At 42.1% G+C, this 22,401-nt stretch carries 19 protein-coding genes; 10 read left to right on the forward strand and 9 right to left on the reverse strand.

The annotated features are described in order from the left end of the window. The first annotated feature begins 63 nt into the window (after window positions 1-63). From ACOQOA_RS04235 to ACOQOA_RS04245, 3 genes are all read left to right on the forward strand, one after another. Entirely contained in the window at window positions 64-1,386 is a 1,323-nt protein-coding gene (locus ACOQOA_RS04235) for an RsmB/NOP family class I SAM-dependent RNA methyltransferase (protein WP_420547406.1), read from the forward strand. A gap of 32 nt (window positions 1,387-1,418) precedes the next feature. Then, window positions 1,419-2,969 (forward strand): glutamine-hydrolyzing GMP synthase, encoded by a 1,551-nt coding sequence (guaA, locus tag ACOQOA_RS04240; protein ID WP_420547407.1) that lies wholly within the window; start codon window positions 1,419-1,421, stop codon window positions 2,967-2,969. Window positions 2,970-3,212: 243 nt separating this feature from the next. Then, on the forward strand, window positions 3,213-5,348 hold the full coding sequence (locus tag ACOQOA_RS04245) for a calcium-binding protein (protein WP_420547408.1): 2,136 nt from the start codon (window positions 3,213-3,215) through the stop codon (window positions 5,346-5,348). 15 nt (window positions 5,349-5,363) lie between these two features. Here ACOQOA_RS04245 and dtd read toward each other — a convergent pair whose 3' ends face one another. From dtd to ACOQOA_RS04270, 5 genes are all read right to left on the reverse strand, one after another. Further along, window positions 5,364-5,801, reverse strand: coding sequence for a D-aminoacyl-tRNA deacylase (dtd, locus tag ACOQOA_RS04250; RefSeq protein WP_420547409.1), 438 nt, complete (start codon window positions 5,799-5,801; stop codon window positions 5,364-5,366). Window positions 5,802-5,803: 2 nt separating this feature from the next. Next, the gene (locus ACOQOA_RS04255; RefSeq protein ID WP_420547410.1) at window positions 5,804-6,592 is read right to left on the reverse strand and encodes an RlmE family RNA methyltransferase; all 789 of its coding nucleotides are present in this window, start codon (window positions 6,590-6,592) and stop codon (window positions 5,804-5,806) included. Further along, complete coding sequence (locus tag ACOQOA_RS04260) at window positions 6,582-7,643, reverse strand: Ppx/GppA family phosphatase (RefSeq protein ID WP_420547411.1); 1,062 nt, start codon at window positions 7,641-7,643, stop codon at window positions 6,582-6,584. Before ACOQOA_RS04260 ends, ACOQOA_RS04255 begins: the two co-directional genes overlap by 11 nt. 120 nt (window positions 7,644-7,763) lie before the next feature. Continuing rightward, window positions 7,764-8,237, reverse strand: a complete 474-nt coding sequence (locus ACOQOA_RS04265) for a DNA polymerase III subunit chi (RefSeq protein WP_420547412.1) — start codon at window positions 8,235-8,237, stop codon at window positions 7,764-7,766. A gap of 11 nt (window positions 8,238-8,248) precedes the next feature. Then, on the reverse strand, window positions 8,249-9,718 hold the full coding sequence (locus ACOQOA_RS04270) for a leucyl aminopeptidase (RefSeq protein ID WP_420547413.1): 1,470 nt from the start codon (window positions 9,716-9,718) through the stop codon (window positions 8,249-8,251). 270 nt (window positions 9,719-9,988) lie between these two features. Here ACOQOA_RS04270 and ACOQOA_RS04275 point away from each other — a divergent pair, with 270 nt between their 5' ends. The 6 genes from ACOQOA_RS04275 to rsmA are packed head-to-tail and all read left to right on the forward strand — an operon-like array spanning window position 9,989 to window position 17,632. Beyond that, window positions 9,989-11,101, forward strand: a complete 1,113-nt coding sequence (locus ACOQOA_RS04275; protein ID WP_420547414.1) for an LptF/LptG family permease — start codon at window positions 9,989-9,991, stop codon at window positions 11,099-11,101. Window positions 11,102-11,105: 4 nt separating this feature from the next. Further along, complete coding sequence (gene lptG, locus ACOQOA_RS04280) at window positions 11,106-12,206, forward strand: LPS export ABC transporter permease LptG (protein ID WP_420547415.1); 1,101 nt, start codon at window positions 11,106-11,108, stop codon at window positions 12,204-12,206. A gap of 14 nt (window positions 12,207-12,220) precedes the next feature. Then, complete coding sequence (locus ACOQOA_RS04285; protein WP_420547416.1) at window positions 12,221-14,503, forward strand: LPS-assembly protein LptD; 2,283 nt, start codon at window positions 12,221-12,223, stop codon at window positions 14,501-14,503. 21 nt (window positions 14,504-14,524) lie between these two features. Continuing rightward, the gene (locus ACOQOA_RS04290) at window positions 14,525-15,772 is read left to right on the forward strand and encodes a peptidylprolyl isomerase (protein WP_420547417.1); all 1,248 of its coding nucleotides are present in this window, start codon (window positions 14,525-14,527) and stop codon (window positions 15,770-15,772) included. A 10-nt stretch (window positions 15,773-15,782) separates the two neighbouring features. Continuing rightward, window positions 15,783-16,775 carry a 4-hydroxythreonine-4-phosphate dehydrogenase PdxA gene (pdxA, locus tag ACOQOA_RS04295; RefSeq protein WP_420547418.1) on the forward strand — a complete coding sequence of 331 codons (993 nt, stop codon included), beginning with the start codon at window positions 15,783-15,785 and terminating at the stop codon, window positions 16,773-16,775. A gap of 11 nt (window positions 16,776-16,786) precedes the next feature. Then, complete coding sequence (gene rsmA / locus ACOQOA_RS04300) at window positions 16,787-17,632, forward strand: 16S rRNA (adenine(1518)-N(6)/adenine(1519)-N(6))-dimethyltransferase RsmA (protein ID WP_420547419.1); 846 nt, start codon at window positions 16,787-16,789, stop codon at window positions 17,630-17,632. A 24-nt stretch (window positions 17,633-17,656) separates the two neighbouring features. Here rsmA and gmk read toward each other — a convergent pair whose 3' ends face one another. Next, window positions 17,657-18,301 carry a guanylate kinase gene (gene gmk, locus ACOQOA_RS04305; RefSeq protein WP_420547420.1) on the reverse strand — a complete coding sequence of 215 codons (645 nt, stop codon included), beginning with the start codon at window positions 18,299-18,301 and terminating at the stop codon, window positions 17,657-17,659. A gap of 27 nt (window positions 18,302-18,328) precedes the next feature. Then, window positions 18,329-19,186, reverse strand: coding sequence for a YicC/YloC family endoribonuclease (locus ACOQOA_RS04310; protein WP_420547421.1), 858 nt, complete (start codon window positions 19,184-19,186; stop codon window positions 18,329-18,331). Window positions 19,187-19,283: 97 nt separating this feature from the next. Between ACOQOA_RS04310 and ACOQOA_RS04315 the strand changes: the two genes are divergently transcribed. Further along, window positions 19,284-20,045: an SDR family NAD(P)-dependent oxidoreductase gene (locus ACOQOA_RS04315; protein WP_420547422.1), complete on the forward strand. Its 762-nt coding sequence runs from the start codon at window positions 19,284-19,286 to the stop codon at window positions 20,043-20,045. A 2-nt stretch (window positions 20,046-20,047) separates the two neighbouring features. Here ACOQOA_RS04315 and mltG read toward each other — a convergent pair whose 3' ends face one another. Continuing rightward, window positions 20,048-21,037, reverse strand: coding sequence for an endolytic transglycosylase MltG (mltG, locus tag ACOQOA_RS04320; protein ID WP_420547423.1), 990 nt, complete (start codon window positions 21,035-21,037; stop codon window positions 20,048-20,050). 23 nt (window positions 21,038-21,060) lie between these two features. After that, the gene (gene fabF / locus ACOQOA_RS04325; RefSeq protein WP_420547424.1) at window positions 21,061-22,323 is read right to left on the reverse strand and encodes a beta-ketoacyl-ACP synthase II; all 1,263 of its coding nucleotides are present in this window, start codon (window positions 22,321-22,323) and stop codon (window positions 21,061-21,063) included. Between the last annotated feature and the right edge of the window lie 78 nt (window positions 22,324-22,401).

Genomic DNA, 22,401 nt, shown 5'->3' on the forward strand with positions numbered 1-22,401 from the left:
TCACTGCTTTACAGAATTTTTACCTCAAAAGACTGAATTATTGAGGTTAGTTAGGATAATTGAATGACCCCAGGCGCACAAATTGCAGCCGCTATTGATCTTCTAGATCAAATGGATCGCCCAGACGCTCCTCCTGCAGATAAAGTATTAAGTGATTGGAACCGTGCAAATCGTTATGCAGGGTCAAAGGACCGTAATGCAATTGCCTCCCTCTTCTATGCCGTTCTGCGTTATCGTGGACAACTAGATTGGTGGATTAAACGTTGTCAGGGTGGCGATGGCCAAAACCGCCATCGCATGGTGATCTGGCTTACACTTGGCGAAGGTTTCTCAATGGAGGAGATCAAACCTTTCTTCGATGGGGAGCGTTACAATCCAAAACCACTCACCCCAGCTGAGGAGCGTATCCTAATTGAACTTAGCCAAGAAAAATTGGATAAATCTTGTCAACCAGACATGACCCAAGCCAATGCACCTTTGTGGTTGGAAGAAAATTTTAAAACAGTATTTGGTGAAAATATTAAACAAGAGCTTTCAGCTTTCTGCGAAGAAGCACCTGTGGATCTGCGTGTAAATACGCTTAAAGCATCAAAAGAAGAAGCTAAACAAGCCCTGAAAGAAGAAGGCATAGAGACAGCTGACTGTGATTACTCTCCCTTTGGGTTACGTTTGGAACGTCGTCGCCCCCTATCAGGCACAAAAGCCTTCAAAGACGGGTTAGTTGAGGTACAAGATGAAGGCTCGCAATTAGCAGCTATTCTGGCTGATACAAAACCGGGACATAAAGTTGTTGATTTCTGCGCTGGTGCTGGCGGTAAGTCACTAGCCATGGGAGCTGCAATGAATAACACAGGCCGCATTATTGCCTGTGATGTATCCGAAGGTCGTTTAAAACGTGCAGCTATTCGGTTTAAGCGCGCAGGCCTTTATATGATTGAGCGTCGTACGTTAACAAGTGAACGTGATAAATGGGTGAAACGTCGTTCAGGTCGCATGGATGGTGGATTTGATCGTGTATTTGTAGATGCACCCTGCACAGGTACAGGTACATGGCGTCGTAACCCTGATCAAAAATGGAAACTCACCCAAAAAGATGTTGAGGAATTAGCAACTCTGCAATCTTCAATTCTGGACTCTGCCTGTCGTTTGGTTGTGCCGGGTGGACGCTTGATTTACGTAACCTGCTCTATCCTTCAAGAGGAAAATGAAGCGCAAGTTGAACGTTTCTTGAAAGAAAATGATAACTTCTTCATCCATCCAATTAAAGATGTTTGGAAAGATACGTTGGGCAGTGACTGTCCAACAGACAAAGATTATTTACGCCTGACACCGCATGCACACGGAACCGATGGTTTCTTTGTCGCGGTAATGGGTCGAAAACTGTAATTTTATAAGTGTGAACGGTAAGGATAAAACATATGAGCGAACGTATACTCATTATTGACTTTGGATCGCAAGTCACCCAACTAATTGCGCGCCGTGCTCGTGAAGCTGGTGTGTATAGTGAAATTCATCCTTTCAACAAAGTAACCGTTGAAACAGTTAAAGACTTCGATCCAAAGGGTATTATCCTTTCTGGTGGCCCGGCAAGTGTGACAGAGATCGACTCCCCACGTGCCCCACAAGAAATTTTTGATCTCGGCCTTCCAATCCTAGGTATCTGCTACGGCCAACAAACCATGTGTGAACAACTTGGTGGTAAAGTTGAGAATTCCGATCACCAAGAATTTGGTCGTGCTGAGATTGATATCGTTGAAGATTGTGACCTTTTCCATGGTGCATGGAATGTAGGTACACAAGAAGTTGTTTGGATGAGCCATGGTGACAAAGTTGGTAAACTTCCAGAAGGTTTCCGTATTGTCGCAAAAACAGGTGGCGCACCTTATGCAGCTATCGCAAATGATGAAAAACGTTTCTATGGTGTTCAGTTTCACCCCGAAGTTGCCCATACACCGCATGGTGCACAACTAATCAATAACTTCATCCACGGTGTTTGTGGGTGTAAGGGCGACTGGACAATGGCAGCTTATAAACAGCAGGCAATCGAAGCCATCCGCCGTCAAGTTGGTGACAAGAAAGTGATCTGCGGCCTCTCCGGTGGTGTTGATTCTTCAGTCGCAGCTGTATTGATCCATGAGGCAATTGGCGACCAACTCACATGTATCTTTGTTGATCATGGCCTACTTCGCCTAAACGAAGCAGAACAAGTCGTTGATTTATTCTCTAAACATTACAATATTCCTTTGGTTCATCGTAATGCAGAGGATTTATTCCTTGGCAAGCTTGAAGGTCAAAGTGATCCAGAAACAAAACGCAAAATCATTGGTGGTTTGTTTATCGACGTATTCGAAGAAGAAGCAAATAAAATCGGTGGCGCTGATTTCTTGGCCCAAGGCACCCTTTATCCAGATGTGATTGAATCTGTATCTTTCACAGGTGGTCCTTCACAAACTATTAAATCCCATCATAACGTGGGTGGTTTACCGGAACGCATGAATATGGATTTGGTTGAACCTCTTCGTGAATTATTTAAAGATGAAGTACGTGCCCTTGGCCGTGAACTGGGGATTCCAGAAAGCCTTCTTGGTCGTCACCCATTCCCTGGACCGGGTTTAGCAATCCGCATTCCGGGTGATCTCACCAAAGAAAAATGCGATATTCTTCGTAAAGCTGACGCCATCTATTTAGATGAAATTCGTAAAGCAGGTCTTTATGACGAAATCTGGCAAGCATTTATGGTTCTATTACCAGTGAAAACCGTAGGTGTTATGGGTGACGCCCGTACCTATGAATATGTGGCTGCGATGCGTGCGGTGACGTCGACAGATGGTATGACAGCTGATGTTTATCCGTTTGAGCCAGCTTTCCTTACAGCAACAGCAACCCGCATTGTAAATGAGGTTCGTGGAATTAACCGCGTTTGTTACGATTACACATCGAAACCTCCTGGAACAATTGAGTGGGAATAAAGAACACTCGGTTTATTCAAGCCAGCATCTATATCAGATGCTGGCTTTTTTTGTGTTCTATAAAAAAAGCACTAACATATTATGATTAAAGGAAAATCTATCGCCAAATATGTTTAGTAAACATTTAAACTTCAAGTAAAGATAGATTGAAAGCATGAATAATTTATATCATATCTATATTTTATTGAAATTTATCTAAAATACTATATATTCGGATCATAACGATTTTAAATGGTGATTCATATGAGTATTATTGTAAACAACAGTAACAAGGTTATCATCCTTCATTACGAAGCTCTTGCTGAACAAAGCTTGTTTGAATATGTACCGGGTTATTCGGTACTTACTGACTTCGATCCAGAAATGGCAATTATAACCGTATCTGGCGATAATATTGTATTCACCTTTGCAGATGGCACGACTTTTACTTTAACAAAAATTGTGAACTATCTTGTGGAAGAAGGCGTTCCAGAGACCGACTTCAGTGACATACCATCTTTGAATAATCTCTTTGATTACATCTTCGATGAAGACTTTATGCTTGAAGAATTAAACGAAATTGCGCCGGCTGCAAATTCAGAGAATCAAACCTCACATATATTTACGCAACAAAGAGAAGAAGTTATTGAAAACGCAGATGTCATCTCAGTGAAGCCACGAAATATTCAAACGCTAGATAATACTGAAGAAGTGAGGCTCGCAGTAAATCCTCTGCCAATCATCAAAGGAAAACCATTCTCTCAAAATCTTCAAAACGAAACAAGAGATGAAAAAGCGTCGGCAAATCAAATACCTGGTGACAATTTTGAAGGTACAGCAAGAAAAGATGTTTATAACGGTTCTGCCGGAGATGATCTAATTTATGGTTATGAACATAATGACACTCTAAGTGGCGCTGAAGGCAATGACAGGATTCTTGGCGGTACAGGTAGAGATAAGCTTTATGGGAATTCAGGTAATGACATCCTATCTGGAGAAGAAGGGAATGATCGTCTCTATGGTGGTACTGGACAAGATACACTAAATGGTGGTTCTGGTAGAGATCTTCTTTATGGCAATGAAGGACAGGATACACTTTCAGGTGGCGCAGGGCATGATGTCCTGCGCGGAGGTGCAGATAATGACCTCTTAAATGGCAATGAAGGGAATGATCGCCTCTATGGTGGAGATGGAAATGATATCCTGACAGATACGTCAGGCAGAAACCGCCTTTATGGTGAAGACGGTAATGATCAACTCACAACTGGTGATAATAACGACCGCCTCTATGGTGGCTCTGGTAATGATACACTCGTCGCAGGCGGCGGAGCAGATCGTCTTTATGGTGGTGAAGGTAATGATAGTCTAGATGGTGGTTCTGGTAATGACAGACTCACAGGCGGTTCCGGCGAAGATATACTCTCTGGTGGCCTAGGAAATGACATATTGCGTGGTGGCGCTGATAATGACCAGTTAAATGGCAATGAAGGTAATGACCGCCTTTATGGCGGAGATGGAAATGATATCCTGACAGATACGTCAGGCAAAAACCGCCTTTATGGTGAAGACGGAGATGATCAACTCACAACTGGCGATAATAACGACCGCCTCTATGGAGGCTCAGGTAATGATATACTCCTAGCAGGCGGTGGAGCAGATCGTCTTTATGGTGGTGAAGGAAATGATAGTCTAGATGGTGGCTCTGGTAATGACAGACTAACAGGTGGTTCCGGCGAAGACATACTCTCTGGTGGCCTAGGAAATGACATATTGCGTGGTGGCGCTGATAATGATCAGCTAAATGGCAATGAAGGTAATGACCGCCTTTATGGCGGAGATGGAAATGATATCCTGACAGATACGTCAGGCAGAAACCGCCTTTACGGTGAAGACGGCAATGATCAACTCACAACTGGCGATAATAACGACCGCCTCTATGGCGGAGCAGGTAATGATACACTCGTCGCAGGCGGCGGAGCGGATCGCCTATATGGTGGATCAGGTAACGATACGCTCATTGCAGGCGGTGGTGCGGATCGCCTATTTGCTGGCGAAGGCATAGATATTTTAGATGCCGGGTCTGGAAATGATCGCCTAACTGGTGGCCTCAATGATACCATGATAGGCGGTGCAGGTAATGATAGATTTTATCTAACAGATGTAGACGGCACACCGACAAAAGCAGGAATAATTGATGGTGGAGAGGGCAATAAAGATCGTCTCTATCTTGATGACTTAGTCGATGAAAACTGGGAAATCAAGGTCGGTGATGAGACCTTTGATTCTTCTTCCAGTAAAAAAGACGTAAACGCAGCTATCAAAGCTGAAGCTGGTACGTTTAGTATCTCAATAAACGATATAGATATTGACGTGAAAGATGTAGAACGGGTCGATTGGTAAAAAATCGTTTTGTCCCTACCCCTCCATAGGGATTGTGATCGGACCATCATTTACCAAAGACACCTGCATATCGGCTGCGAACTGGCCTGTCTGAACTGGCAGGCCTTCTTCTTTTATCTTTTGAACAAAGTATTCGTATAATCGACACCCCTCATCAGGTGAAGCAGCTTTAGAAAAACCTGGACGGTTTCCTTTCTTCCAGTCAGCAGCAAGAGTAAACTGACTTACAACAAGTATCGACCCATTAATATCCTTAACGGATTTATTCATCTTTCCATTTTCGTCAGAAAAGATACGCATGGCTGCAATTTTGCGGGCAAAATAGTCCGCCTGACTATCTTCGTCCCCCTCTTCTGCACAGATTAATACGAGCAAACCTTGATTAATTTTCCCAACGATCTCGCCTTCAACACGCACCGCTGCTTCTTTAACACGTTGAACAACAGCGCGCATAATTATGTTACATCCATCGGATTATATTCATCATAATTTGGTAAATCCGGACGTTCACCGGAAAATCCTTGAGCAACCAAGAACATCTCAGCAGAATCTTTGCGACTTGATGCAGGTTTATTATGGGCCACTTTCTTGAAATGTTTCTTCAATAACGAAAGTAATTCACTTTCAGTTCCACCAGCGAATACCTTGGCAACAAAAATTCCGCCAGGTTTTAAAACTTCCATTGCAAAATACGCTGCTGCCTCTACAAGGCCAACAATGCGTAAATGATCGGTTTGAGCATGCCCTGTAGTAAACGGTGCCATATCAGACAATACCGCATCAACTTCAGCACCTTTTAAAAGGGCTTTCAACTTATCTGGTGCATCATCTTCCATAAAGTCGCCCTGAATCAGATCAGCACCGGGAATAGGCTCAACTTCCTGGAGGTCAATCCCAACAACCTTACCTTCTTTACCAATGCGTTCTTGTGCAACTTGGACCCAACCGCCCGGTGCACAACCTAAATCAACAATGACCTGCCCTGGATGCAGAAAATCATATTTATCATCTAATTCAGCGAGCTTAAATGCAGCACGACCACGATACCCTAAACGACGTGCTTCTGCGACATATGGGTCATTCAATTGTCGTTCTAACCAGCGCGTAGAAGAAATCTTACGACGTTTCGCGGTTTTCACACGCACACGTTGCTGACGGCCATCAGTCACATTTCTAATATTTCCAGATCCTTTCGAACCTGTTTTTTTCCCGCCACCAGAACGGTTACGTCCATTAGCTGCCATGGCTCCAATTCTCCTCAGCTTCCTGATCGGCCGCAGCCATTAAATCAATTAACACACCTTCACGAATACCACGATCGGCTACACAAAGTCGACCAACTTGCCAAACCTGACAAATCGCTTCCAGAATAATACATCCCGCTAAAACAAGGTCCGCTCGTTCCTTGCCCACACATGGACAATCTTCACGTTCTTGTAATGTCATAGATCGTAGACGAGAGGCAATATCCTCTGCGGACTTAAAACTCAAGACCGCACCGTCAACTTTTGATCGAATATAATGAGGTAGCCCTAAATCAATGCCCGTTACTGTCGTAACTGTGCCTGAAGTACCAAGCATCTGTACAGAGCCTTTTGCTACTTCACTGGATATGCCATACTGTTGATCAAAGTCCTGAAATAAAGATGCAATTTTTTCCACCCAGAGTTCGAAATCTGGTCCTGCCAATTTTGACAGCCCAACTTGTTCGCCAAGCGTAACGACACCATAAGGAATTGAAATGCAATCAATTACCTCTGGTCCCTGCTTATTACCTGCATTTGTACGAACCCAAATAACTTGTGTGCTTCCGCCGCCGATATCAAATACCAGAGCATACTTTTTGCTTTCTTCCATCAAAGGAACACAGCCAGCAATCGCAAGATGCGCTTCTTCTCTCGCACCGATCACTTCCAGTAAAACGCCAGTTTCACTCATAACTCTTGCAATAAATTGATCAGCGTTAATAGCTTGACGACAGGCTTCTGTTGTAATCGCCCGAATACGCGTAGCTTTACGAAAACGTACTTTTTCCATACATGCCTGTAGAGCTTGAATAGCTCTTCTTTGTGCAGCTTCGTTTAGTCGTCCTGTTGATGCAATCCCCTCACCTAAACGTACAATACGGGAAAATGAATCGATAACTCGAAAGCCGTTTTTGGAGGGACGAGCTACAAGTAAACGACAATTATGAGTGCCTAGATCAATAGCGCCATAAGTATGTGCCCAACGTCCAGTAGACGGCATAAACCGACTACGAGGAGTCATACGTCTACTTTTAAAATGTCTAGCCATCGAAACCCTGATTCTTTTTGTTATGATGGGTACTATAAGTTTCGCCATTCAACCTATAAACAATAATGCTATATAAGCTGGCGTTAGATGTAACCCTTTAATTACGATAATAGCTAAATATTATGACGATTCTTTGGTATTCGCGTCCGCCTTTTTCGTCCAAGCTCCCTGTTCGGTTTGTTGCCAGTAGGTTAACGCTCGGCCTGCTTCATTTTCCGTTTTCCATGCAAGACGCGCTTGTTGGACTGCATGATCATCATTTCCATTAAAAATACGGCAAACACGTGTATATGAGTTCAGATTCTGACTTTCAGCCGAATCCACGAGGAAAAGCACTTCTGCCTGATTCGGGTTTTCATCCTGATCCGTAAACCAGATCGGCTGCAATTCGGCATTCCCATCCTTGGCATTCCCATGAGGAAGAAAACTATCCTCCTCATAGGACCAAAGATGCTCTGTTAAAGCTTCCACACGCCCAGTTTCACCAGTCATTACCACTGCTTTCCAACCACGCTTAAGGGTTGCTGCCAATAATTGAGGCAATGCTTGCTCCAAAGGTTTGGTCTGCAAATGATAATACATGGTTTCAGACATGATATGGATACTTATCCTTCGTAATGTTCAGACACAAAACGATCTAGAAGTTTAACACCAAAGCCGGTGGCACCTTTTGGCGCAGTCGCTGTACTTTTTGCAGACCAAGTTACACCAGCGATATCTAAATGTGCCCATTTGGTGCCATTCACATATCGTTGTAAGAATTGAGCTGCGGTTATAGAGCCGCCATATTTCCCGCCAATATTTTTCATGTCTGCGACACTGGATTTAATTTGCTTGTCATAAGCATCCCCTAACGGCATGCGCCAAACTTTATCATCAGTCGCTAAACCAGCTGCGGTTAAGCGCTCCGCCAATTGGTCATCATTTGAGAACAGGCCTGCATGTTCCTGCCCCAGGCTCACCATGATTGCACCAGTCAGTGTCGCCAGATCGATCATGATCTGTGGTTTGTATTTATCTTGTGTATACCAAAGCGCATCAGCTAGAACCAAACGACCTTCCGCATCAGTATTCAAAATCTCAATCGTTTGACCAGACATGGACGTTACGATGTCACCTGGGCGTTGCGCATTACCGTCTGGCATATTTTCAACAAGGCCAATAACGCCAATGGCGTTTACCTTCGCTTGGCGCCCAGCTAAGACCTTCATAAGGCCGAGGACAACACCGGATCCCCCCATATCCCATTTCATTTCGTCCATGCCAGGACCTGGTTTCAATGAAATACCACCAGTATCGAAAGTCACACCTTTACCAACAAATGCAACAGGTGCTTCGGATTTGGTTCCGCCCTTCCATTCCATTACAACAAGCTTGCTTTCACGGGCAGACCCTTGCCCAACACCTAAAAGAGCTCCCATACCTAGTTCGGTCATTTCTGCCTCGCCCAGTACAGTTACTTTAACACCAAGTTCGCTCAGTTTTTCTGCTTCATTTGCCATTGTTTCTGGATACAGAACGTTAGGTGGTTCGGAAATCACATCTCGTGTCAGATATACACCTTCCGCAACTGCATTTAATTTGTCATATTTCTGGTCAGCAGATGTCGCTGCTTTCGTAACAATTGTGATTTCTGAAACTTCCGCAGAATCACCTTCATCTTTCTTGGTAATGTATTTTTCAAATTTATAAGCGCCAAGTTTGATACCAAAAGCAATTTGCGCTGCAACTTCTGCGTCATCAGCTGCATCGACATAAATAGTAGCAGTTTTTGAACCCGCCCCCATCAAACGCCCAATAATCGTTCCGCCAAGCTTTTGAGCTGAAAGTTGATCGAATTCCTTGCCAAAACCTAATAAATAAATGCGATCAGCTTCTAAGCCCGCAGGTGCTAAAACTTCTGCTACCTGTGCTGTCTTCCCGTTAAACTTACCTGTTTTTGCCGCACGTGATACCATACCAGATGTAACATCATCCAACTCTTGTGCAGATGCGGTTAATTTACGCCCTTCTTCCACGCCAACCAGAATTGAGTCCGCTTTTTTGGGTGCTTTTGTTGAAAAAGTAATTTTCATAATAGCAATCTCTTTTCAAAATAATTACAGGCAATTCCGCCTGTTCTTTTATATAGCTAAGGTAAAGTGATAAACATCCAAGCCCTTACGTCAAGTATTGTAGGAAAAAAAGCATCAGATTCACCTCCATCGGACTAGACATGGACAGTGTAAGATATTAGTTACACATACAAAGATATTTTTACTTACAATAAGAATCCGACTATTTTTTATTGTTTGAATAACAATTGAATTCATTCATCTATCTACACATGGGAAATAACAACCTTCATGTTGTCTCGAATCACAAGCTATATCGCTAAGCAAATTGGCAGTGTGACGTTTGTCGCGACAATTTCCATGTGTCTACTGGTAACCCTAGTACAATCTATAAAATTCATCGATATGATTATTACAAATGGATTACCGATCGAAGAATTTTTTCGCATGTCGCTTCTCGCGACTCCACGTTATTTGAGCTATCTTTTACCTATTGTTTTATTTGGTGCAACACTGTTCACATATAACCGCATGACTTCAGATAGTGAAATTGTTGTCATGCGGGCCGCAGGCTTAAGCCGCGGAAAACTAACACGTGGTGGCTTCGTTGCCGGTTTTTTGGGTATGCTAATATGTTATAGTCTAACATTATATCTTATGCCTGCTTCACAGATTGAATTTCGAAGTATTATTACTCAAGCGCGCTCACAAATCGGGTCAGCTGTTTTACGTGAAGGACAATTCACAAATATTACAGGTGATACGACAATTTATATCCGTGAAAAACAAGGGGAGAATACGCTGTTAGGTATCATTTATCATAACGGCGCCGATAATCTCACCATTATAGCTGAACGTGGAAATATTGTTGAAACAATTGAAGGTCCGCGCGTGGTTGTTTTTAATGGTAATAAACAAGTTAAGAAAGACGGTGAGCTGCATCTGTTAGAATTCCAAAAATCCACATTGGATATTGGTTTAACAAAAGATCAAAAACTATTGCGTTGGAGAGAAGCAAACGAACGGTATTTACCTGACCTGTTATTTCCGAATCCAAATGATCCAAATGATGTACAGAACTTTGATAAATTAATTGCACAAGGGCATGCGCGTATTCTATTGCCTATCTTTTGTTTATGCCTACCTCTCATCGCAATTGCATCTCTCCTATCGGGACAACATAGCCGTAGAGGACAATTTAAACAGGTGAGTACCGCTATTGTAGGCATGTTAATAAATTTGATCCTACATATCTGGTTAACTAATGCAGCAGGAAAAAACCCTGTTTTACTTTATGTAATGTATGCGAATGTGGTTATGCCTATGCTTGTCTGTGTTTATGTGATCCACGGAAGACGTAAATTAAAAGCACCTAAAACCCGTCTTCATAGAAGCGAGGCTTAAGATAATGTTTCGCACACTAACAGGTACTATGCCTCGCTATATATCCAGACAATTTCTTTTTTGGATTATATTTGTATTCTTTGCTCTTAGTTTTCTCTTTGCATTATTTGATTTTGTTGAACTGATGCGTCGGGCATCTGGCAAGGCAGATGCGAGTTTCAGTATTATTTTGCAAATGAGTTTAACAAAACTCCCTCATTTACTGCAGGACATCTTTCCCTTTGTTATGTTATTTGGCTCAATCGTCGCATTTTGGCGACTGTCAAAAACTTCAGAACTAGTCATTGCACGTGCCGCAGGTTTTTCTGCTTGGCAGATATTACGATTACCTATTGTTTTAGCATTTGGTATTGGTGTTTTACAGATCACGTCTTTTGGACCATTTGCAGCTCAGATGTATAACCAGTTTGAACAACTGGAAAACGAATATCTAAAACGCGGTGGTGAACGCCTGTCTTTGTCTGGTACAGGACTTTGGTTAAGACAAGGTAATAAGAATCACCAAGAGGTTATTCATGCGCAAATCGCCTTGGAAGGTGGCAAACGTTTGCAACATGTAACAGTTTACCAGTTTGAAGGCGACAATAACTATGTTGGAAGAATTGATGCACAAGTAGCCATTCTATTTGATGGGCATTGGACTTTAAGGAATGCAACTATATTCAAACCAAATACACCGTTGCAGCTTAAAAGCATTTATCGAATTCCAACGACATTAACGAGTAAGAAAATCGAAGATAGCTATAATTCAGAAGATACACTTTCCTTCTGGGTTCTGCCTGATTTCATTAAAACTTTAGAAGATTCAGGTTTTGATGCAAGTAATCATAAGATGCGGTTGCATAGCTTGCTATCTACGCCTTTTCTTCTTGTTGCAATGGTTTTAATTGCAGCCACATTTGCGATGCGAACCAGTAACCGCAGAGGGGCTGCCTTTACAATTCTTTCAGGGATTGGATGTGGTTTTGTCTTGTATTTCTTTACAAATGTTGTGCAAGCTCTGGGATTGTCAACAACGATTCCTGTATGGATTGCTGCATGGATTCCTGCAATCGTTAGCTTGATGTTGGGTATAACGGCTTTACTTCACACAGAAGATGGATAAATAAGGACCGTAAAATGACTAAGAACTGGATTAAAAAAATCCTATCCTCTTCTACGGCAATTGGGACAGGCTTTCTTGTTTCAATTGCACCATCAGGTAGTTTTGCGCAGATAACTTCTGATGAGTTAATGCCGACAAAACCACAAGAACAAACACCTGACTTAAAACGCAGAATTCCAGCAATGGCGGGACAGTTAGATAGTTCGCCTCAAAATGAAGAAAGCCCTGTTCTCCTAAGTGCAGACGAAGTCAATTATGATGAAACACTAAATATCATTACGGCACGTGGCAATGTTGAACTTGTTCAGGAAGGCCGTGTTCTTTTAGCTGATACCCTTAGTTACAATCAAACGGATGACACTATTACTGCGTCAGGCGATGTAAAATTGCTGGAGACAACCGGTGATGTCATGTTTGCTGAATATATGGAGCTAACAGACAAAATGACCAAGGGCACGTTGCGTCAAATCCGTTTTCTTATGAGTGACAATGCGCGTCTCGCAGCTAATGGAGCAAGACGGTTCAGTGAAACTAAAACCGAACTGGCACGTGCAGTTTATACTCCTTGTGATGTATGCAAAGAAACCCCTGAAAAAGATCCTTTATGGCAATTGAAAGCTGATAAAGTTGTTCATGATGGAGACTCAAAAACCATAGAGTATTATAACAGTTGGATGGAAATTTTTGGTCTTCCAGTTGCATATTTTCCTTATTTTCAACATCCTGATCCAAGTGTAGATCGTGCATCAGGAATACTTCCTCCGAGCTTCGGTAACGATAATAATATCGGTACATTTTTCAGATTACCGTATTATTGGGCGATATCTGAGGATAAAGATTTTACATTTGATCCAATTTATACTTCAAAAAGCGGCTTAGTAGCATCTGGGGAATATCGCCAAGCTTTCGAATCTGGGGATTTATACTTACAAGGCAGTATCGTTAACGATAGTGAGTATTTCGAAAATAGTAGCAGTAATAAAGGTCATACCCGTTGGCATATCGCCAGTAGAGGTTCATTTGATCTTGATGAGACTTGGAGTTGGGGCTTTGATGGGAACAAACAAAGTGACCGACTTTACATGGATCAATTCTCATTTTGGGGTGATCCAGGCAATACTCTTGACAGCCAGATTAATATTGAAGGTATCAAAGGACGTAACTACTTTCGTGCAGAAGGCCTTTATTGGCAGGAATTACGTTCGTCTGTTTCTACAAAGCAATCCACAATCTTTCCAAATATAACATATGCAGGTGTCGGCCCAGCTGATAAATTTGGAGGGCATTGGACTTTAGATGGAAATATTCGTGGCCTAAAACAAGGAGCTAAATCTGAAAGTTTAAGAAATAGTTTAAAGGCTGGCTATGATCTATTTAATACGACAAGCTTTGGTTTGGCGACTGTGTCTAGCCTCTCTCTACAAGGTGATTTATATGATACAAATCATCTAGATAATACTGATTTAAGTGAAGACATTCAAACCAGATTGACTCCAAGAATTTCCACGACAGCACGAATGCCTTTTTATCGTAGCGTAGAGTCTGGTTCACAGGTAATTGAACCTATTGCGGGGATTTATGCTTCACCCAATAGTGGGTATGATCGAGATATTCGAAATGATGATAGCTTAGTCGTTGAGCAAGATGAAACCAGTTTGTTTCAGGATGACATGACACCAGGCATTGATCGTATGGAAACAGGAACACGTACTTCATACGGGTTCCGGATGGGACATTATTTCGATGATGGACTGGCAATTGAATCTACCGTTGCTCAATATTATCGTTTTAGTGAAGATCAAACATTATTTGAAGAGACAGGCATTGATGAAGGTGCATCGGATTACTTTGGTGCATTAACGATTAAACCAGTTGACTATTTTAATGTCACTTACCGCTTTAGAGCTGATCGGGAAAATTTAAGCTTAAATCGGAATGAAGCTCAGTTCCGCTTGGGCACTGACGACACTTATTTCAATGCGCGTTACACGGATATTGATCAAACTCAAGATCCTAGCTCTACAGCTATTGAAGAAAGTTATCTAAGTGCTTCTGTAGGTATTGACGATTATTGGCGTACAACCGGATATTGGTTATATGATTTGTTAGGCAGCGATTCGCGATATGCTGGATTATCACTTATTTACGAAGACGAATGCTTCATTTTTAATACCAGCTATGTACGTGATTTTACCAATGACGGGGTGGATGGACCATCAGATACCGTTATGCTAAAGCTTACATTCAAAACACTTGGAGAAATTAACCAAGACATTTCCGGTTACGTTCCTAACTAACTTAGTAAATTAGAAAATATCATGCGAAAAATTCTATCATTATTTATTATCTCTCTGTTTATTTTACCATTTTCATTAAAGGATAGTGATGCACAATCTTTGAAAATTGCGGCAATCGTTAATGAAGATGTAATTACAGTTTATGATCTGCAAAATCGCATGCGTTTCTTAATTTTCTCTACTCAGGCTCAGCCAGACCAAGCAGCATTGAAACGAATCCGAAGTCAGGCATTACGTGCACTTATTGACGAAAAACTTAAAATTCAATCTGCGAAAGAGAGCAACATAACCATTGCTCCCTCTCAAATCGATAAAGAAATCAGCAAATTAGAAGCACGCAACAACCTACCAAAAGGTCAGTTGCCTGTTTTGCTAAAAACAAATAACATTGATGCGCAAACTTTAAGAGATCGTGTTACGGCAGATTTATCCTGGGGACGTTTTGTTTCTCGAAATCTGAGACGTAATGTTCGGATTACAGAAGATTTAGTGGACGATGAACTTGATAATATCGCTACTCAACAAAATCAGTCACAAAAGCGTATTTTCGAAATTTACTTACCGTTCGATGGCGCTGAATTGGAATCAGATACAAGAGCATTAGCGCTAGAACTGAAGAAAGAGCTGGAAGAAGGGTCTACATTTACCACAATTGCACGTAACTATTCCAAATCCAATTCCGCGCAATTAGGTGGAGATAGAGGCTGGTTAAGCCCGGGCCAGCTTCCAGAAGAACTTGATTCAAAGGTACAAGCTTTAAAAATTGGCCAGATTTCAGACCCTATAGAAACCTTAACTGGATTATTTCTTTTTCAAGTTACCGATGAACGTAATTTAGCAGGTGACATTGGCAAGACAGAGCTAGGACTTGTGCAGTTAGGTGCGCCAACTACGTCTACGTCACGTGATGTAGTTCTTGGTCAGATGAACGCTTTAAAATCCCAAATCAATTCATGTGAAGCAGCAGTTAAATTAGCTGAAAGTAACGCAGATATTAGCAGTACACAGACAAGTAAAATTCTCTTACGTGATTTATCCGAAACAGTACAAGCTCAAGTGAAAGATTTGAAAGTTAATCAATCCACCTCACCTATTCCTGTGCAAAATGCTGTTATCCTTTTGACTGTATGTACCCGAAAGGAACCACAATCAAACTTACCGTCACGTCGGGATATTCGTAAACAGCTCTTCAATGCGAAACTAGATATTCTAGCTCGCCAGCGTTTGCGTGATCTTCGCAATGCTGCGTTTATTGATATCCGAAACTAAGAGATCTCTGATGCGTCCAATAGCCATAACAATGGGAGACCCTTCTGGTATCAGCGGAGAGTTAAGTCTCAAAGCTTGGCTCAAATTGAAAGACCAACCAACACCTTTTTATTGTTTGGATAATATTAATCGCCTTCGGAACGTTAATGATTATATTGACTTAGATGTGCCAATTCATCCTATTCAAGATCCGAGTGAAGCAATTGATCTTTTTAAAAACGCTCTTCCTGTTTTGGATATACCTCTAAAAGAAGAAGCTATCTTTGGTAAGTTAAATTCGGCCAATGGACAGACCGTTTTGGATTCAATTTCTATTGCAGTTCAACATACCATTCAGGGAAAAGCTGCTGCGGTAGTCACCAATCCTATTCACAAGGCAGCACTATATGAAGTCGGGTTTGCATACCCCGGTCATACTGAATATTTAGCGGCGCTAGGTGGTGAAAATAAACCATCTATTATGATGTTAGCTTGTGACAGTTTACGTGTTATTCCTGTCACTATTCATCAATCCTTAAAAACAGCTATTGATGACCTAACAACAGAGAAAATTATCTATACAGCTGAAATTGCTCACAAAGCGCTGAAGGACCTGTATGATATCAACGAGCCGCGCCTAGCAATATCAGGCCTCAATCCACATGCAGGTGAAAGTGGGAAAATGGGCCATGAGGATGAGGAAATAATCGCACCTGCAATTACCTCACTTAAAAACAAAGGCATTAATGCTTTTGGCCCTCTTCCCGCTGATACAATGTTCCATGCAGAAGCTCGCGCAAACTATGACCTTGCGATCTGTATGTATCATGACCAAGCGCTTATACCTATTAAAACGCTCGATTTTCATGGTGGTGTAAATGTGACACTTGGACTTCCATTTATCCGCACGTCACCAGATCATGGAACCGCACTGGATATCGCAGGGAAAGGCATTGCCAATCCATCTAGCTTTATTAATGCAATCAAGATGGCCTATACTATGGCCAAAGCTCAACAGAAATAAGAAATAACAATATGACTGACACAGTTGATGATCTTCCTCCTCTACGAGAGGTAATTTCTAATCACGGGCTATCTGCGCAAAAAAAGTTTGGTCAAAATTTCCTGTTTGATCTGAATTTAACACGTAAAATTGCCCGTTGTGCAGCTCCTCTTAATGAAGGGTGTGTCATTGAGGTAGGACCCGGTCCCGGCGGTTTAACACGTGCATTACTCCTTGAGGGAACACAAAATCTTTATGCGATAGAAAAAGATGACCGTACACGCGATATCTTGTCAGAAATTAATAAGGCATCTGGTGGTCGTTTACACGTCATCGAAGGAGATGCTCTTGAAGTAGATATTCCAAGTTTAGGCGAAGCACCGCGACGTATTGTTGCAAATCTTCCTTATAATGTTGCAACACCTTTACTTATTAGCTGGTTGAAAAATGCCCATGCCTTTAAGCAAATGACCCTTATGTTCCAAAAGGAAGTGGCAGAACGTATTGTCGCAACTGAGAATGATAAAAACTATTCACGTTTAGCAGTACTCGCCAATTGGTGTTGTGATACTCGTTTAGAATTTATTTTACCTGCGCGCGCCTTTACGCCACCGCCGAAAGTGGAATCTGCTGTCGTTAGCTTACGATCACTTGCAGAGCCAAGATATCCCTGCACAATTGATACATTGGAGACGGTCACAGCCGCAGCCTTCAATCAACGCCGTAAAATGCTACGTCGTTCTTTAAAGTTATTAAATATCGATGTAGAAGCCTTGCTAACAGAAGCAGGAATTGATCCGACAATTCGTGCTGAGAACGTATCGCTTGAAGAATTTTGCACGCTTGCAAGAATTTATGAGGAAATGAAAAAGGCCTGAGATTATCTCAGGCCTGAATTCTTTCTATACTTCGTGGCGTAGACGTTTCACGAAATCCCCAAGTCCGACTTGGCGAGTACGTTTTAAACGTTCCGATGTTAAAATAGAACGCACCTGTGTAATACTTTCCGGTAAATTGTAATTTACAATCACCCAATCATATTCAGGATAATGGCTCATTTCATCAGATGCTTTTGCCATACGCTTAGCTACAACTTCAGCAGTATCTTGGGCGCGAGAATGAAGGCGACGTTCCAACTCTTGTACAGATGGTGGAAGAATAAAAATTCTAACTAAATCTTTTTCCGCATGATCTGACAATTGCTGGGTTCCTTGCCAATCGATATCAAACATCACGTCTTTGCCAGCTTCTAAAGCATCCATAACTGGTTTTTTAGGAGTGCCATAGTAATTGTCGAACACTTTTGCATGCTCTAACAATTCACCACGATTTGCCATCAAGTTAAATTCCGTTTTATCGACAAAATGATAATCCGTACCGGCCACTTCACCTGGACGTTTTGCGCGTGTTGTTGCAGAGACAGATAACTGAATATCTGGATCCGTTGCTAGAATCTCACGTGCAATTGTTGATTTTCCCGCTCCTGATGGCGAAGATAATACTAACATCAAGCCACGGCGATTAATTTTCATAGCGTCGTTACTCATATTTTCCTCTATCCAAAGTTTGTGTTTTTATTCAACATTTGCTGCTTGTTCGCGCAATTGATCAATCGTTGCTTTTAATTCCAAACCTGTTTGAGTTAGTTGTATATCTGCAGATTTTGAACATAGAGTGTTCGCTTCGCGATTAAACTCTTGGCATAGAAAGTCTAATTTACGGCCAATAACGGCTCCTTGTGATAAAAGATCACCACATGCCTTAATATGCGCGTTTAAACGATCAATCTCTTCACGTACATCGGCCTTTACCGCTAATAACGCAGCTTCCTGTGACAATCGTTCTTCTGTTATATCATCTCGTTTAGAAAGCAATTCAGTGATTTGTCCATCTATCTTTTGACGGATCGCATCAGGTTGTGCCCCCGCCGAAGCTGTCGCGTCCAAAACCAACTGAGAAATACGTTCTAAATGGGTTTCAAGCATATCCTTAGTGCGAGCTCCCTCTTCCAAGCGATGTGCTTTCAAAGATTGTAATGCTTCATTTAATGACTGAATAATTTCCTGTTGAAGAGTTTTATCATTAGCAGCATCAGACTTTTCATCAGATTGCTCCAATACGCCACGTACGTTTAACAAACGATCAACACGCGGTTCTTCACCCAGTTCCTTACATGTTTCTACCAACTGAGTTAATAGTGTTTTATTAATCTCAACCAACTGTTGTCCAGCAACAGGCTTTAAATCCAAATTTACCGAAACAGATCCGCGTTTGAATGTTTTTTGTACAGCTGCACGTACGATCGGATCTAATCGTTCCCAGCCTGATGGGATACGAAGGCGTAAATCCAACCCCTTACTATTTACAGAACGTAATTCCCACGCCCATTGAAACTTATCATTTTGCCCGGATATACGAGCAAAGCCTGTCATGCTTTGTAAGCCCATAAGACGGCCTTTCTTTTAATTTCAGTAGCATCATGTATAAACAAGCTTGCGAATGACAACAACCGCCTTACTTGGATAGCAGATGAAAAATCCTAAAAAACATATCCTGATTACCGGTGCAAGCAGTGGTATAGGGGCTGCGATTGCCCAAAATTATGCCAAAGATGGTCACATCCTTTATCTATCAGGTAGAAACAAAGATCGTTTATCTGAAATCGGAGAGATTTGCGAATCATTAGGGGCATACGTGAATACAAAAGTCATCGACGTGACGGATCAAATGCAAATGCGAGGCTGGATATCCTCCCTCTCACATCTAGATATTGTTATCGCAAATGCAGGCATTGCTATCGGGGACATATCCCCCCGTGATCATGACTATGAGGATACAGCCCGAACAATTTTTGATGTAAATTTAAATGGTGTATTAAACACCATACACCCTGCGATAGATCTGATGAGAGCAAAAGGTGGATCAATATCTGTCGTAAGTTCCCTTGCAGGATATAGAGGCCTCCCCACCGCCCCTGCTTATTCTGCTTCTAAGGCAGCTGTTAAGGCCTATGCAGAAGCTCTATCACCAAGTTTAAAGTCAATCGATATTCATTTATCCGTAGTTTTTCCGGGTTTTGTAAAATCACGAATTACCGATCGAAACAAATTTCCGATGCCTTTCTTTATGACGGCCGAAAAGGCTTCTGACATTATAACAAGCAGAATTGAAGCTAAGAAAACGATCATTGCATTTCCATGGCAGATGCGCTTGATCAGCTGGTTCTTCCGCACCTTGCCAAGCGGTTGGGCATTAAAGATATTGAGCCTATCCAAAGAAGAGAAAGGGTAACTTTAGTTCTGTTGTTGTTTTTTGAATTTCCGCCATGCTGCAACATTTCGGTTATGCTCTTTCAAAGTCTTAGCAAAAGCATGGCCGCCAGATCCATCAGCAACAAAGTATAAATAGTCCGTTTGTAACGGGTTCAAAACAGCCTTAATCGAATCCAAACCGGGGTTCCCAATAGGGCCTGGAGGTAAACCCTTAATAACATATGTATTATAAGGATGATCCACCTTCCAATCCTGTCGTGTCAGACTGCGTCCTAAAGGTTTTAAACCTTCGGTCAGGGCATAGATAACCGTTGGATCGGATTGTAATCGCATTCCTTTTTTAAGGCGATTGACGAAAACTGATGCGACTTGTGGGCGTTCTGCGCCAACAGCTGTTTCTTTTTCAACGATAGAAGCGAGTATCAAAACCTCATCCCATGTTTTATAGGGTAGTTCATGAAGGCGAGCAGACTGCATCAATTTAGCACGAGATTGTTCCAAAGATATCCGCATACGCCCAAGAATGTCTTCACGTGTATCCCCTAAGTTATAATGATATGTTTCAGGTAGCAGGCTTCCCTGCTTTGGCATTTCTGAGACATCACCTTTAAGCGCCTCTTCAGCATATAAAAGATCAACGATTTCCCGACTAGTAAGCCCTTCCGGGATTGTAATTGATCTGACAACCGTATCATTACTGCTCAAATGCGCTAGAATGTCAGGAATATTCATTCCTGGTGTAAATCTATACTCCCCGGCTTTTAGAAGCTTATGGGCGCCACTAAGACGAGCCTGTAAGGTAAAATATCTTTCGTCATGGATTACGTTTGCTTCTTGCAAAGCTTGCCCAATAGCACGAACGCCTTGTCCACGTGGCACAATAACGGTCACGTCTTCCATCAAAGGACCGACTTCATGGATTTTTGCATCCACATAAAGATAGACGCCACCGAGCCCTAGCCCGATAGCGCCTAATAAAATAGTTAAAAGGATCAGGAGTTTCTTTTTCATTAAAACTCGATCCTCAAATGCACTTATACTTTACCCATAACGAGAGACGCATTGGTGCCACCGAAACCAAAGCTATTGGAAATCGCTACATCCACATCACGTTCTTGTGCTGTATGTGGCACAAGGTTCATATCACAACCTTCCGAAGGATTATGTAGGTTCAATGTCGGAGGGCAAACACCAGTTTCAATTGCTTTTAAGGCAAATATCGCTTCAACCGCACCAGCGGCACCTAACAAGTGACCAATAGAAGATTTGGTAGAAGACATGGCTGCATTCATAGCATGATCACCAAGTAAACGTTTCACTGCACCATGTTCAATTTCATCGCCTAATGGTGTGGATGTTCCATGTGCATTGATGTAATCGATGCTGTCTGCGTTTTTACCAGCATTGCGAAGTGCCGCTTCCATCGCACGATACCCACCGTTACCGTCGGATGCAGGTGCTGTTACATGATAAGCGTCACCAGACATACCATAACCAAGTACTTCACCGTAAATTTTTGCACCACGTGCTTTGGCATGTTCGTATTCTTCCAGAACAACAACACCTGCACCTTCACCCATCACGAAACCATCACGGCCTTGATCCCAAGGGCGAGACCCTTCTTCAGGCGAATCGTTATAACTTGTGGATAATGCGCGTGCAGAAGCAAAACCAGCAATACCAATACGACTAATTGCAGATTCAGCACCACCAGCGATCATTACATCAGCATCGCCATATTCGATCATACGAGATGCATCACCGATTGCATGTGTACCTGTTGCACAAGCTGTCACTACAGAATGGTTCGGACCACGGAAGCCATATTTAATTGATAGATATCCACTTACCAAGTTAATCAGGTTAGCAGGAATAAAAAACGGACTAATACGACGCGGGCCACGTTCGTTCAATAGAGTTGTACCATCAGCAATACCAGGTAAGCCACCAATACCGGAACCAATCATAACGCCTGTACGATTAAGATCTTCTTCTTCTGTTGGCATCCATCCAGAATCTTGCACAGCCTGAATACCCGCAGCCATACCAAAGGTGATGAATGTATCCATTTTGCGTTGTTCTTTTTTATCAACAAAAGAATCAACATCAAATGTACCATTGCTTCCATCACCACGTGGAACTACGCCTGCGATCTGACATGGCATGTCAGAGAGGTCCATATGTTCTACTTTGCGTAAGCCTGACTTACCATTGGTAATAGAATTCCATACATGATCGATACCACTGCCAAGCGGAGAAACAATCCCTAAACCAGTTACAACAACGCGTCTTTTCATTTTCGCTTCACTTTATTGATCTTTAAATAGTCTGAAACATGATTTTATAGAATAATCATCTTAAAGGGAAAAGTATAG

This window comes from Curvivirga sp., assembly GCF_965219885.1.
Taxonomy (GTDB): domain Bacteria; phylum Pseudomonadota; class Alphaproteobacteria; order UBA8366; family Aestuariispiraceae; genus Curvivirga.

Bases quoted from the DNA above. Each gene is read 5' to 3' on its own strand.
- ACOQOA_RS04310 (WP_420547421.1), bottom strand. From the start codon at position 19,186: ATGACAGGCTTTGCTCGTATATCCGGGCAAAATGATAAGTTTCAATGG.
- ACOQOA_RS04235 (WP_420547406.1), top strand. From the start codon at position 64: ATGACCCCAGGCGCACAAATTGCAGCCGCTATTGATCTTCTAGATCAA.
- ACOQOA_RS04275 (WP_420547414.1), top strand. From the start codon at position 9,989: ATGTTGTCTCGAATCACAAGCTATATCGCTAAGCAAATTGGCAGTGTG.
- fabF (WP_420547424.1), bottom strand. From the start codon at position 22,323: ATGAAAAGACGCGTTGTTGTAACTGGTTTAGGGATTGTTTCTCCGCTT.
- ACOQOA_RS04290 (WP_420547417.1), top strand. From the start codon at position 14,525: ATGCGAAAAATTCTATCATTATTTATTATCTCTCTGTTTATTTTACCA.
- ACOQOA_RS04260 (WP_420547411.1), bottom strand. From the start codon at position 7,643: ATGGCTAGACATTTTAAAAGTAGACGTATGACTCCTCGTAGTCGGTTT.
- ACOQOA_RS04285 (WP_420547416.1), top strand. From the start codon at position 12,221: ATGACTAAGAACTGGATTAAAAAAATCCTATCCTCTTCTACGGCAATT.
- pdxA (WP_420547418.1), top strand. From the start codon at position 15,783: ATGCGTCCAATAGCCATAACAATGGGAGACCCTTCTGGTATCAGCGGA.
- gmk (WP_420547420.1), bottom strand. From the start codon at position 18,301: ATGAGTAACGACGCTATGAAAATTAATCGCCGTGGCTTGATGTTAGTA.
- ACOQOA_RS04315 (WP_420547422.1), top strand. From the start codon at position 19,284: ATGAAAAATCCTAAAAAACATATCCTGATTACCGGTGCAAGCAGTGGT.
- ACOQOA_RS04265 (WP_420547412.1), bottom strand. From the start codon at position 8,237: ATGTCTGAAACCATGTATTATCATTTGCAGACCAAACCTTTGGAGCAA.
- ACOQOA_RS04270 (WP_420547413.1), bottom strand. From the start codon at position 9,718: ATGAAAATTACTTTTTCAACAAAAGCACCCAAAAAAGCGGACTCAATT.
- mltG (WP_420547423.1), bottom strand. From the start codon at position 21,037: ATGAAAAAGAAACTCCTGATCCTTTTAACTATTTTATTAGGCGCTATC.
- lptG (WP_420547415.1), top strand. From the start codon at position 11,106: ATGTTTCGCACACTAACAGGTACTATGCCTCGCTATATATCCAGACAA.
- dtd (WP_420547409.1), bottom strand. From the start codon at position 5,801: ATGCGCGCTGTTGTTCAACGTGTTAAAGAAGCAGCGGTGCGTGTTGAA.
- ACOQOA_RS04245 (WP_420547408.1), top strand. From the start codon at position 3,213: ATGAGTATTATTGTAAACAACAGTAACAAGGTTATCATCCTTCATTAC.
- guaA (WP_420547407.1), top strand. From the start codon at position 1,419: ATGAGCGAACGTATACTCATTATTGACTTTGGATCGCAAGTCACCCAA.
- rsmA (WP_420547419.1), top strand. From the start codon at position 16,787: ATGACTGACACAGTTGATGATCTTCCTCCTCTACGAGAGGTAATTTCT.
- ACOQOA_RS04255 (WP_420547410.1), bottom strand. From the start codon at position 6,592: ATGGCAGCTAATGGACGTAACCGTTCTGGTGGCGGGAAAAAAACAGGT.